Origin of the sequence: Rhodovulum sp., from assembly GCF_011048875.1 — a bacterium.
Taxonomy (GTDB): Bacteria; Pseudomonadota; Alphaproteobacteria; order Rhodobacterales; family Rhodobacteraceae; genus Rhodovulum; species Rhodovulum tesquicola.
This window is the reverse complement of the sequence record NZ_DSDD01000321.1, coordinates 1-12079: the sequence shown is the minus strand read 5'-3', so window position 1 is coordinate 12079 and position 12079 is coordinate 1. Positions and strand designations below refer to the sequence as shown.

Genomic DNA, 12079 nt, shown 5'->3' with positions numbered 1-12079 from the left:
GGATCGGTCGCGATCTCCTATACCAACAACGATTACGGCAAGGGTCTGGCGGATTCGATCAAGGCCGCCTTCGAGGCCGCCGGCGGCACCGTGACCATCGTCGCCGCGCATGAGGACGGCAAGTCCGACTACTCGGCCGAGGTCGCGGCGCTGGCCTCTGCGGGCGGCGACATGCTGGTGGTCGCGGGCTATGTCGATCAGGGCGGTCGCGGCGTGATCCAGGCCTCGATCGACACGGGGGCCTTCGACACCTTCTTCCTGCCTGACGGGATGTATGGCGAGTCGCTGATCGCGGCGATCGGCGACGGGCTGAACGGCTCGTTCGGCACCGTGCCCGGCACCGACAGCCCCGGCGCGGCGACGATCCAGGAAATGGCGGCGGCTGCGGGCTTCGACGGCACGTCGTCCTATGTGGCCGAAAGTTATGACGCGGCGGCGCTGATCCTGCTGGCGATGCATGCGGCGGGCTCGACCGCCTCGGCCGATTTCAAGGACCGGATCATGGATATCGCCAACGAGCCGGGCGAGAAGATCTATCCCGGCGACCTGGCCAAGGCGCTGGAGCTTCTCGCGGCGGGCCAGGAGATCGACTATGTCGGCGCGACCGCGGTCGAACTGATCGGATCGGGCGAAAGCGCGGGCAATTTCCGCGAATACACCATCACCGACGGTGCCTTCGTCACCGACCGCTACCGCTGAGGCGCGGCACGGCGACTGGCCAAAAGGACAGGCGGCCCGGGGCTTTTCCGGGCCGCCGCCTTGCGTTACGCACGCGCGCCAGAACGCGGGGGATGGGAACGTGATCCGGGTAGAGAACCTGCACAAGCATTTCGGCGGCTTCCACGCGGTGGACGGCGCCTCGATCGAGATCGCCAAGGGCTCGATCACGGGGCTGATCGGGCCGAACGGCGCGGGCAAGTCGACGCTGTTCAACGTGATCGCGGGCGTGCTGCCGCCGACCTCGGGCAAGGTCACTATGGCGGGCGAGGACATCACGGGCCTGCCACCGCATGACCTGTTCCACAAGGGGCTGCTGCGCACCTTCCAGATCGCGCATGAATTCAGTTCCATGACGGTGCGCGACAACCTGATGATGGTGCCCGCGGGCCAGTCGGGCGAGACGCTGTGGAACGCCTGGTTCGGGCGTGGGCGCGTGGCCGAAGAGGAAAAGGCGCTGGCCGCGAAGGCCGACGAAGTGCTGGAGTTCCTGACCATCGACCACCTGGCCGATGAACGGGCGGGCAACCTGTCGGGCGGGCAGAAGAAGCTGCTGGAACTTGGCCGCACGATGATGGTCGATGCCAGGGTCGTCTTCCTCGACGAGGTGGGCGCGGGCGTGAACCGGACGCTTCTGAACACGATCGGCGATGCCATCGTGCGGCTCAACCGCGAACGCGGCTATACCTTCTGCGTGATCGAGCATGACATGGATTTCATCGGCCGGCTGTGCGATCCGGTGATCGTGATGGCCGAGGGCAAGGTGCTGGCCCAGGGCAAGGCGGACGAGATCATGCAGAACGAAGCGGTGATCGAGGCCTATCTGGGCACCGGGCTGAAGAACAAGCTGAAGGCGGAAGGTGCGGCCTGAGCGGGGACGCGCAGGCGGAAAGGGCGGAATTGGGTATTTTTGCCAAGAAGAAGGACGGGGCGCGCGCGGATGGGTGAACCTTTCCTGATCGGCGACCGGATGACCGGCGGCTATGGCGGCGCGGACATCCTGCATGGCTGCACGGTGGCGGTCGAGAAGGGCGAGATCGCGGTGATCGTCGGCCCCAATGGCGCGGGCAAGTCCACCGCGATGAAGGCGGTGTTCGGGATGCTGAACGTCCATTCGGGCGCGGTGCGTCTTAACGGCGAGGACATCACCGCCCTGACGCCGCAGGCCCGCGTGGCCAAGGGAATGGCCTTCGTGCCGCAGACCAGCAACATCTTCACCTCGATGAGCGTCGAGGAAAACCTTGAAATGGGCGCCTTCCTGCGCCGCGACGACATCTCGGGCACGATCGAGGAGGTCTATCACCTCTTCCCGATCCTCAAGGAAAAGCGTCGGCAGGCGGCGGGCGAGTTGTCGGGCGGCCAGCGCCAGCAGGTCGCCGTGGGGCGCGCGCTGATGACGAAACCCTCGGTCCTGATGCTGGACGAGCCCACGGCGGGGGTTTCCCCCATCGTCATGGACGAGCTGTTCGACCGGATCATCGAGGTCGCGCGCACCGGCATTTCCATCCTGATGGTCGAGCAGAACGCCCGCCAGGCGCTGGAGATCGCCGACAAGGGCTATGTGCTGGTGCAGGGGCGCAATGCCTATACCGATACCGGCAAGGCGCTTCTGGCCGATCCCGACGTGCGCCGCACCTTCCTGGGGGGTTGAGATGAGAAAGCTCTTTTCTGTAATGGTCCCGGCGGCCTTTGCTGCGGCTCCGGCCGAGGCTGCGCCGCGGCTTCTGGATTGCGTGGCGGAGATGGTCTGCGTGACGCGGGTGGACAGCGTCTGCGACAAGGTCGATCTGAGCTATGCCATGGAAGTGCCGCGCAAGACGGGCGACAAGCTGATCCTGACCACGGCCGAAGGCGAGCGGTTCTTCGAGTTCCGCCGCCTTGACGATGCGCCGGGCGTGCTGGTGCAGGCCGCGGGCGGCGCGCTCGAACCCGGCCAAGGCGCGGGCGCGATGACGGTGTTCGACGATCTCGGCTTCGTTCTGACCCGGCACAGCCTGTTGCCGCTGGATGGCGCCGGGTCCCCGTCCAGCGCGGTCGCGATCACGATCCATGGCCGCTGCGAGGCACGGCGGTGATGCGCCGCACGGCATTCGGAATCGCCCGGCCGGAAAATCCGGTTCGGATATCGGTGGATCCGCGCCAAGCACCGTCGGCCGACCCCGTCGGCCCGCCCAGGAGAACAGCCATGCCGAACCGCCATCTCGCCGCCCCGGTCGCGATCATCGCCCTGATGCTGGGCACGCCCCTGCCCCTCGCCGCGCAGGATGCCGAGGTGACCGACAACGATTTCGCGCTGGCCTGTGCCTTCGACCGGGAATGCCGCGAGACCGAGCCCTGCGCGACCGCCGATTTCGACCTCGACGTGACTGGCCGCACCGGCGGGATGGGCGCGGGGACCATGCTGGCCCGGGTGGTGCTGTCCTCGGTCTCGGGCGATGTCGACGCCTTCGGCACCCTGGGCGGCGGCACGCTGTTCCTTCTGGGCGGCAACGAATCGTCCCGGTCCTGTCTCGTCGTCACCGACGGCGCCGCACGCTACTCCCTGCACATGGCCGAAGGGCCCACCGTCGTCACCTATCACGGAACCTGCGAGTAATGGATGTCCTGAACGCCGTCGTGGTGCTGGCCAATTTCGTCCTGATCCCCGCAACCGCCTATGGCGCGCAACTGGCGCTGGGGGCTTTGGGGGTGACGCTGATCTACGGCATATTGCGCTTTTCCAATTTCGCGCATGGCGACACGATGGCGTTCGGCACGATGGCCACGATCCTGGTGACCTGGGCGCTGCAGGCGGCCGGGATTTCCCTTGGGCCGCTGCCGACCGCATTGCTGGCGCTTCCGGTCGGGATCGCGGTCACCGCGCTGCTGCTGCTGGGCACGGACCGGGCGGTCTATCGCTTCTACCGCGACCAGAAGGCCAAGCCGGTGATCCTGGTGATCGTCTCGATGGGGGTGATGTTCATCCTCAACGGGCTGGTCCGCTTCATCATCGGCCCGGACGATCATCGCTTTGACGACGGAGTGCGGTTCCTGATCGACGCGCGCACCTTCCGCGAGATGACCGGGCTGGCCGAGGGGCTGGCGATCCGCACCTCGCAGGCCATCACCATCGTGACCGCGGTGGTCGTGGTCGCCCTGCTGTTCTGGTTTCTCAACCGCACCCGCACCGGCAAGTCGATGCGCGCCTTTTCCGACAACGAGGATCTGGCGTTGCTGTCGGGCATCAATCCCGAACGCGTGGTGGCGATCACCTGGATCATCGTGGCAGCCCTTGCGACCACGGCGGGCGTTCTTTACGGGCTGGACAAGTCGTTCAAGGCCTTCACCTATTTCCAGCTCCTGCTGCCGATCTTCGCGGCGGCCATCGTCGGGGGCCTGGGCAATCCGCTGGGCGCCATCGCGGGCGGCTTCCTGATCGCCTATTCCGAGGTGACGATCACCTATGCCTGGAAGAAGGTGCTGACCTACCTGCTGCCTGACGGCATGGCGCCCGAGGGCCTCGTGCAACTGCTGTCGACCGAATACAAGTTCGCGGTCAGCTTCGTGATCCTGGTGATCGTTCTGTTGTTCCGTCCGACGGGGATTTTCCGGGGGAAATCGGTATGAAGCCCAGAGACATGGCCCTTTTCGCGCTGGTCGCCCTGCTGATCCTGGGCACCGGCTACCTGCAAAGCTGGAACGCGGCGCTGAACATCCTGAACATGGGGCTGATCTCGGCCATCATGGCGCTTGGGGTGAACATGCAATGGGGCTATGCGGGGCTGTTCAACGTGGGCGTCATGGGTTTCGTGGCGCTGGGCGGGCTGGGTGCGGTGCTGGTCGCGATGCCGCCCGTGGGAGAGGCCTGGTCCGCGGGCGGGCTGCGGGTCCTGTTCGCGCTGGGCATCGGGGTCGGCGTGATCGTGGGCGCGATCCAGCTCTGGCGGCGGATGGCGCGGGGCGCGCTGCGCGGGCTTGCGATGGTGGTCTGGCTGGTCGCGGGCTTCTTCGTGTTCCGCGCTGTCTTCGACCCCGCCGTGGCGGCGATCGAGGCGGTGAACCCGGCGGCGACGGGCTATCTGGGCGGGCTGGGGCTGCCCGTGCTGTTCGGCTGGCCGGTGGGCGCGCTGCTGGCCGCGGGCGCGGCCTGGGTGATCGGCAAGACCGCGCTGGGGCTGCGCTCGGACTATCTGGCGATCGCGACGCTGGGCATCGCCGAGATCGTGATCGCGGTCCTGAAGAACGAGGAATGGCTGACCCGCGGCGTCAAGAACGTTATCGGCATCCCCCGCCCCGTCCCCTACGAGGTGTATCTGCAGGCAGATCCGGTTTTTGTAGAACGTGCCGCGGGCTTCGGGCTCGATCCGGTCACGGCCTCGACGCTTTACGTCAAGCTGCTTTATGCCGGCCTGTTCGCAATCGTGCTGATCGCGCTGATCTGGCTCAGCCAGATGGCGCTCAGGTCGCCCTGGGGACGGATGATGCGCGCGATCCGCGACAACGAGGTGGCGGCCGAGGCGATGGGCAAGGATGTCAAGGCACGCCATCTGCAGATCTTCATCCTCGGATCGGCGGTCTGCGGGCTGGCCGGCGCCATGATGATCACGCTGGACAGCCAGTTGACGCCCGCCAGCTACCAGCCGCTGCGCTTCACCTTCCTTGTCTGGGTGATGGTGATCGTTGGCGGTTCGGGCAACAATTTCGGCGCGGTGCTTGGCGGGTTCCTGATCTGGTTCCTCTGGGTGCAGGTCGAACCCTTCGGCGCCTTCCTGATGGAGCTGCTGACCAGCGGCATGGCCGCCGACTCGGCGCTGCGCGCGCATCTTCTGGACAGCGTGGCGCATATGCGGCTGCTGACCATGGGGGTGATCCTGCTTCTGGTGCTGCGCTTCAGCCCGCGCGGGCTGATCCCCGAACGCTGACAGGGCGGGGGCGGGATTGGCAGAGGTGCTGATCCTGCTGCCGGCCGCGGGCGCCTCGTCCCGGATGCGGGGGCGCGACAAGCTGCTGGAACCGGTCGATGGCGTGCCGGTCCTGCGCCGTCAGGTCATCGCGGCTCTGGCCACCGGGGCGCCGGTGATGGTGACATTGCCGCAGGGTGCGGGCGCGGGGCGGGCATCGGCCTTGGCGGGGCTGGCGGTGCGCATTGCCGGGATCGACGCCGACGAGGGCATGGCGGGCTCGCTTCGCGCGGGGGCTGCGGCAGCCGATCAAGCAGGCGCGCGGGGGCTGATGGTGCTGCTGCCCGACATGCCCGGGATCACCGCCGGGGATCTGCTGCACCTGCTCGCGGCCTTCGATCAGGCCCCCGAGCGCGTGCTGCGCGCCTCTGCCCCGGACGGGACGGCAGGCCATCCGGTGATCTTTCCCGCCCGGCTGCTTCCCGCGCTTGGCGCGGTGCAGGGCGATGCGGGGGGATGCGCGGTAATTGCGGGCGAGAGCGTGCGGACCTGCACGCTGGAGGGAGACCGCGCGATCCTCGACCTCGACACGCCCGAGGACTGGGCCGCCTGGCGTGCCCGGACCGGCCTCTGACGCGCAGAAAGGCGCCCCTACCCCAGCGCCCCGGCAACCCGCATCTGCCGGGCATAGAGGTAGAAGAAAGTCGCCATCCCGGCCGCGCCCGCGATCATGGCAACCCCGAACAGGCCCGACACCTCGGCAAGCGGCGGCACGGCGAGCAGGATCAGCCAGCCCGCCAAACCCAGCATGGCCAGCGCCGCCACGCCCAGCACCCAGGGCGCCGCGCCCAGCCGCAGGAACAGCATCACCGACCCCAACAGCCCGCCCCAGACCGCGATCGCCCAGGCCCCGTCCAGCGCCGAGGGAAGCGAGGTGAAATACTCGGCATTGGTCTGCGTCAGGATCTGCAGATAGGGCGCGACGCCATATTGCGTCAGAACGTAATCCGCGCAGCCCGCAAGGTTCCACAGGATCGCAAGGATCGCGACCGGCATCAGGTGCCAGATCTCCGTCTCGTCGGTCATCGCAGCCCCTGCCTTGCCCGTTTGGCCCTGCTGCCAAACTGCCTGCAAGCGGCCCCCGCTGTCCAGCGGGTGCGACAACATGGGTCGGACCGGGCACGGCGCCCCGGCCTTGTCATGCGGTCACCCCATGGCCCGGGCCCGATGCCCCCCCCCGCAAGGCCCGGTCAGGGTATGGCGGCCGAACTCGCGGCCCAAGGGAAATCGGGCCGAAACCGGGCGAAAGCCGGGCGGGAACGGTCGGCCCTGCCCCGGACCGCCGCGGGCGTCGGCGGGCGGATTTCCGCGATTGTTTTTGTGGCGCGGCCGATTGTCCACGTTGTCGGAACAATACGGATCAAGTGCCCGGCATTGGCCGCGTACGGGATATATATTGATGCCGGAACCGATCCGATCCCGGCCGCGCAAAGACCCGGTCGGCTCTGGGTCAAGTCCCCCTGCCCGCCGTCCTGCCCGGCTGCCGAAACGGAACCGATCGGCGCGGGGCGCAAGGATTGGGCACGCCCTGGAAACGGTCCCGCAAGACGCCGCGCTTTCGGACCGAATCGATTCCTGCGCTGGTCGTCCGATGTGGTGCCCGAGGCGAGAGTCGAACTCGCACGCCTTGCGGCGGAGGATTTTGAATCCCCTGCGTCTACCATTCCGCCACTCGGGCCAAGCCCCGCTCTATCGCGCGGCCGCGCGCGGGTCAATCGGGTCGGCCCGCTTCGGGGCATGCGCGCCCCTGTCTTGACGCGGCATCGCCCCCGTGGCTTCTGGGCCGGAACCGAACCAAGGACCGCCCGCCGATGCTTCGCCGCCTCTATGCCTGGACCATGTCCCTGGCCGACAGCCCGCATGCGCTGACCGCGCTGTTCGTGGTGGCCTTCTTGGAAAGCTCGGTCTTCCCGATCCCGCCCGACGTGCTGCTGATCCCGATGATCCTGGCCCGCTCCTCGCGCGCCTGGCTGATCGCCGGCATCGCGCTGCTGGGCTCGGTGCTGGGCGGGCTTGTGGGCTATCTGATCGGTTGGGGTTTCTTCGAGACGCTGGGCCGCCCGGTTCTGGAATTCTACGGCAAGGACGCCTATTTCAACGCGTTTTCCGAACGCTACAATGAATACGGTGCCTGGGCGGTGCTGATCGCGGGGATCACGCCCTTTCCCTACAAGGTGATCACGATCCTGTCGGGGTTGACGTCGCTGAACCTCGGCGTCTTCATTGTGTCCAGCGTGATCGCCCGGGCGCTGCGCTTCTTCGTGCTGGCCGCGCTGTTGTGGAAATTCGGGGTTCCGATCCGCGCCTTCATCGAGCGCTACATGGGCCTGCTCTTTACCCTGTTCGTGCTGCTGCTGCTCGGCGGATTCTACGCGGTGAGATATCTATGACCAGGATGCTGACGATGACACGCAACCGCGCGATCTTCCTTGCCGCGGCGGGATCGCTCGGCATCCTGCTGGCGGGATACTGGTTCCAGTATATCGCCGGCCTGGCGCCCTGCATCCTGTGCCTGTGGCAGCGCCTGCCGCACATGATCGCACCGCTTCTTGGCATGGGGGCGATCGCGGTGGGCGGGCGCGTCCTGCCGTTGGCGGGTGCGGTGACGATGGTCGTTTCGGCCGGGCTTGGGGTCTACCATACCGGGGTCGAGCGGAAATGGTGGTCCGGCCCCGCCTCGTGCACGGGCGATGCGGCCGGCTTCCAGACGCTGACGCCCGAACAGATGCTCGACCCGACGCTGGTTCAGCCGGTCGTGATTTGCGACCAGGTCCAGTGGGAGATGTTCGGCCTGTCGATGGCCAGCTACAACGCCATGATCTCGCTGGCCTTCGCGGGGCTCTGGCTGTGGGTGTTCCTTCACGGGCGAAGCGCGGTCATCTAGTGCAGCGTGAACTCGCCGACCACGTTCTGCCATTCGCCGGACGAGATCATCTTGCGATGGGTGAAGCGCACCGAATGCAGCGGCCCCTCGATGCTTTCCTGCCAGAACTCGATGAAGCTGAACAGCCGAGGGTGATCGGGGGCGAGGTCGTAATCCTGCCAGATGAACGTGTTCAGCACATTGCGGTAATCGGGCATGCGGTAGAAGAATTCGGCCGTGGTCAGGCCATAGCCCTTCAGCATCAGCTCGGTCTCGGTCGGGCGCACGTTTCGAACCTCCTGTTGCGTTACCGGTTCGATGATGCCGAATCACGGTTTAATTTCAATGAAAACAGTATGTTGTCACTCCTGTCCTGCGGCTGCCAGCATGGCGACCGGACGAGCATTGCACCCAACATGAAGGTTCTGGTAAAGTGCACCCAACGAGATGTAGCATCGCCACGAAAGGGCGGATACTGACGTGAGCGACACGCCGGAAACCCCTGAAAACGAAGATGAAAACGGCTCAAGCGTAAGGGCGCCCCGTGCCGTGCATGACGGCCCGATCGTTGCCATCGAGCAGGAGATGCAGACCTCCTATCTCGACTACGCGATGAGCGTGATCGTCAGCCGCGCGATCCCGGATCTGCGTGACGGCCTGAAACCCGTGCACCGGCGCATCCTCTACGCGATGCACGAGACCGGCAACACGCATGACAAACCCTATCGCAAGTCGGCCCGCCCCGTGGGCGACGTGATGGGGAAATACCACCCCCATGGCGACAGCGCGATCTATGACGCGCTGGTGCGGATGGCGCAGGATTTCTCGATGTCGCTGCCGCTGCTGGATGGGCAGGGCAATTTCGGCTCGATGGACGGCGATAACGCGGCGGCCATGCGCTATACCGAGGTGCGGATGGACAAGCCCGCCGCGGCGCTGCTGGCCGATATCGACAAGGACACCGTCGATTTCCAGCCGAACTATGACGGCAAGGGTCTGGAACCCACTGTCCTGCCTGCGCGCTTCCCGAACATGCTGGTCAACGGCGCGGGCGGCATCGCGGTCGGCATGGCCACCAATATCCCGCCGCACAATCTGGGCGAGGTTGTCGATGCCACGCTGGCGCTGATCGCGAACCCGGATCTGTCGACCGAGCAATTGATGGAATATGTCCCTGCCCCGGATTTCCCGACGGGCGCGCAGATCCTCGGCCGCTCGGGCGCGCGCAAGGCATATCTTGAGGGGCGCGGCTCGGTCATCATCCGGGCGAAGACCCGGATCGAGGAGATCCGCAAGGACCGCTTTGCCATCGTCGTGGACGAGATCCCCTATCAGGTGAACAAGGCCACGATGATCGAGCGGATCGCCGAGGCCGCGCGCGACAAGCGGATCGAGGGCATCGCCCATGTGCAGGACGAATCCGACCGGGTCGGCGTGCGCGTGGTGATCGAACTGAAACGCGACGCCACGCCCGATGTCGTGCTGAACCAGCTGTTCCGCTTCACGCCGATGCAGACCTCCTTCGGCTGCAACATGCTGGCGCTGAACGGTGGCCGGCCCGAAACGCTGACGCTGCGCCAGTTCCTGAGCGCCTTCATCGACTTCCGTGAGGAAGTCGTGGCGCGGCGCACGGCCTATGAACTGAACAAGGCGCGCGAGCGCAGCCATATCCTGTGCGGCCTGGCCGTCGCGGTGTCGAACGTGGACGAGGTGGTGGCGACGATCCGGGCCTCAAGCGATGCCGCCGAGGCGCGTCAGAAGCTGATGGAACGCCGCTGGCCTGCCGCCGATATCGCCGACTACATCCGGCTGATCGACGATCCGACGCACAAGATGAACAAGGACGGCACCTACAACCTGTCCGAGACCCAGGCCCGCGCGATCCTCGATCTGCGGCTGCAACGCCTGACCCAACTGGGCGTCAAGGAGGTTACCGACGAACTTGAAGACCTTGCCGCAAGGATCAAGGATTACCTCGATATTCTGCGCTCGCGCGACCGGATCCTGGAGATCATTTCCAGTGAGCTGAAAGAGGTCCGGGACGAGTTCGCTGTCCCCCGCCGCACCGAGATCGCCGACTGGTCCGGCGACATGGAGGACGAGGACCTGATCGAGCGCGAGGACATGGTCGTGACGGTCACCCAGTCCGGCTATATCAAGCGCACGCCTCTGGCAGAATTCCGTGCCCAGCGTCGCGGCGGCAAGGGCATGTCGGGGATGCAGACCAAGGAAGAGGACGTGGTCACCACGCTCTTCGTGGCGAACACCCACACGCCCCTGCTGTTCTTCACCACCGACGGGATGGTCTACAAGCTGAAATGCTGGCGCCTGCCCCAGGGCGGACGCACGTCCAAGGGCAAGGCGATCGTCAACATCCTGCCGATCGCCAAGGGCGTTTCGGTCGCCGCGATCATGCCGGTGGACCGGCCCGAGGCGGAATGGGACGACCTGCAGATCGTCTTTGCCACCACCCAGGGCGATGTCCGGCGCAACCAGCTGGGCGATTTCACCAACGTGATGCGCAACGGCAAGATCGCGATGAAGCTGCCCGAAGGCGTCGCGCTGGTGAATGCCCGCATCGCGACCGAGGATGACGACGTCATGCTGGTCACCGCCCTGGGCCGCGCGATCCGCTTCCCCACGACCGATGTCCGGGTCTTCAAGGGCCGCGATTCGACCGGCGTGCGGGGGATCCGTCTTGCCGAGCGTGACCGGGTGGTGTCGATGGCCGTGATCCGCCATTTCGAGGCCACGCCCGAGGAACGCACCGCCTTCCTCAAGCAGCGTCGCCTTATGGCCGGCGTCACCGAGGAGGACGAGACCGACGAGGACGACGACGCCGTGGCGAGCGGTCAGCTGTCGCCCGAACGCTATGCCGAGATGTCGGCGGCCGAGGATCTGATCCTGACGATCACCGCAGGCGGCACCGGCAAGCTGTCGTCCAGCCACGATTATCCGGTGCGCGGCCGCGGCGGCCAGGGCGTGCAGGCCATCGACAAGGCGATGCGCGGCGGCAGGCTGGTGGCCTGTTTCCCGGTCGAGATCGACAACCAGATCATGCTGGTCACCTCGACCGGCCAGTCGATCCGCTGCCCGGTCGAGGATATCTCGTTCCGATCGCGCAGTGCGGGCGGCGTGCGGGTGTTCAACACCGCTCGCGGCGAAGAGGTCGTCTCGGTCGCCTGGATCGCCGAGCAGGCCGAAGACGAGGGGGCCGGCGACGCCGAATAGGCGCGCGCCGTCTGGTCAGGGGGGGAACGCGCGATGCACAAGGTCGCCAATCGCGAGGCGCTGGACGGGGTGCAGCAGATGCATCGCGGCGTGCACATGGCGCTGGACGCGCTCGTGAACCATGGTGATGCCGAGGCCGCGGTCGAGATCCTGCGCCAGATCGACGCCGCCATGGTCGACTGGATCAACGAGACCCGGAAGATGCGCTAGAGTCGACCGCGACCAAGTTGAATCTTTGGGATTCACATCCGGGGTGATTTCTGATTCATACTGGCTGCCGTGAAGGGGGTCGGCATGGATGGGGAAACCGTATTCTTCTGATTTGCGT

Annotated in this window: 14 protein-coding genes and 1 tRNA gene; 12 read left to right on the top strand and 3 right to left on the bottom strand. The window is 66.3% G+C overall.

Features of this window, described 5'->3' with window-relative positions; all coding sequences use genetic code 11:
- From ENN83_RS11325 to ENN83_RS11290, 8 genes are all read left to right on the top strand, one after another.
- The coding region (locus ENN83_RS11325) for an ABC transporter substrate-binding protein (RefSeq protein WP_287187098.1) at positions 1 to 699 on the top strand (699 nt) is incomplete at its 5' end.
- Positions 700 to 799: 100 nt separating this feature from the next.
- Positions 800 to 1588 (top strand): ABC transporter ATP-binding protein, encoded by a 789-nt coding sequence (locus tag ENN83_RS11320; RefSeq protein ID WP_287187095.1) that lies wholly within the window; start codon positions 800 to 802, stop codon positions 1586 to 1588.
- 69 nt (positions 1589 to 1657) lie between these two features.
- Positions 1658 to 2368, top strand: coding sequence for an ABC transporter ATP-binding protein (locus tag ENN83_RS11315; RefSeq protein ID WP_287187092.1), 711 nt, complete (start codon positions 1658 to 1660; stop codon positions 2366 to 2368).
- A gap of 1 nt (position 2369) precedes the next feature.
- Positions 2370 to 2792 carry a hypothetical protein gene (locus ENN83_RS11310; protein WP_287187090.1) on the top strand — a complete coding sequence of 141 codons (423 nt, stop codon included), beginning with the start codon at positions 2370 to 2372 and terminating at the stop codon, positions 2790 to 2792.
- Between the two features lie 110 nt (positions 2793 to 2902).
- Complete coding sequence (locus tag ENN83_RS11305; RefSeq protein WP_287187087.1) at positions 2903 to 3313, top strand: hypothetical protein; 411 nt, start codon at positions 2903 to 2905, stop codon at positions 3311 to 3313.
- On the top strand, positions 3313 to 4323 hold the full coding sequence (locus tag ENN83_RS11300; protein ID WP_287187085.1) for a branched-chain amino acid ABC transporter permease: 1011 nt from the start codon (positions 3313 to 3315) through the stop codon (positions 4321 to 4323). Before ENN83_RS11305 ends, ENN83_RS11300 begins: the two co-directional genes overlap by 1 nt.
- Before the next feature lie 11 nt (positions 4324 to 4334).
- Entirely contained in the window at positions 4335 to 5618 is a 1284-nt protein-coding gene (locus ENN83_RS11295; RefSeq protein WP_287187084.1) for a branched-chain amino acid ABC transporter permease, read from the top strand.
- Between the two features lie 16 nt (positions 5619 to 5634).
- Complete coding sequence (locus ENN83_RS11290) at positions 5635 to 6231, top strand: nucleotidyltransferase family protein (RefSeq protein WP_287187081.1); 597 nt, start codon at positions 5635 to 5637, stop codon at positions 6229 to 6231.
- A 17-nt stretch (positions 6232 to 6248) separates the two neighbouring features.
- Here ENN83_RS11290 and ENN83_RS11285 read toward each other — a convergent pair whose 3' ends face one another.
- On the bottom strand, positions 6249 to 6683 hold the full coding sequence (locus ENN83_RS11285; protein WP_287187078.1) for a hypothetical protein: 435 nt from the start codon (positions 6681 to 6683) through the stop codon (positions 6249 to 6251).
- Positions 6684 to 7251: 568 nt separating this feature from the next.
- Positions 7252 to 7335, bottom strand: a tRNA-Leu gene (locus ENN83_RS11280).
- 133 nt (positions 7336 to 7468) lie between these two features.
- On the opposite strand from ENN83_RS11280, the gene ENN83_RS11275 reads away from it, so the two are divergent.
- Together ENN83_RS11275 and ENN83_RS11270 are read left to right on the top strand one after the other, a co-directional pair.
- Positions 7469 to 8047, top strand: a complete 579-nt coding sequence (locus ENN83_RS11275) for a YqaA family protein (protein ID WP_287187075.1) — start codon at positions 7469 to 7471, stop codon at positions 8045 to 8047.
- A gap of 14 nt (positions 8048 to 8061) precedes the next feature.
- Complete coding sequence (locus tag ENN83_RS11270) at positions 8062 to 8541, top strand: disulfide bond formation protein B (RefSeq protein WP_287187072.1); 480 nt, start codon at positions 8062 to 8064, stop codon at positions 8539 to 8541.
- Here ENN83_RS11270 and ENN83_RS11265 read toward each other — a convergent pair.
- Positions 8538 to 8807 (bottom strand): usg protein, encoded by a 270-nt coding sequence (locus ENN83_RS11265; protein WP_287187069.1) that lies wholly within the window; start codon positions 8805 to 8807, stop codon positions 8538 to 8540. The genes ENN83_RS11270 and ENN83_RS11265 overlap by 4 nt on opposite strands.
- A 193-nt stretch (positions 8808 to 9000) precedes the next feature.
- On the opposite strand from ENN83_RS11265, the gene gyrA reads away from it, so the two are divergent.
- Both gyrA and ENN83_RS11255 read left to right on the top strand, forming a co-directional pair.
- Positions 9001 to 11751, top strand: a complete 2751-nt coding sequence (gyrA, locus tag ENN83_RS11260; protein WP_287187066.1) for a DNA gyrase subunit A — start codon at positions 9001 to 9003, stop codon at positions 11749 to 11751.
- A gap of 33 nt (positions 11752 to 11784) precedes the next feature.
- Complete coding sequence (locus tag ENN83_RS11255; protein WP_253088234.1) at positions 11785 to 11961, top strand: hypothetical protein; 177 nt, start codon at positions 11785 to 11787, stop codon at positions 11959 to 11961.
- Positions 11962 to 12079 lie beyond the last annotated feature (118 nt).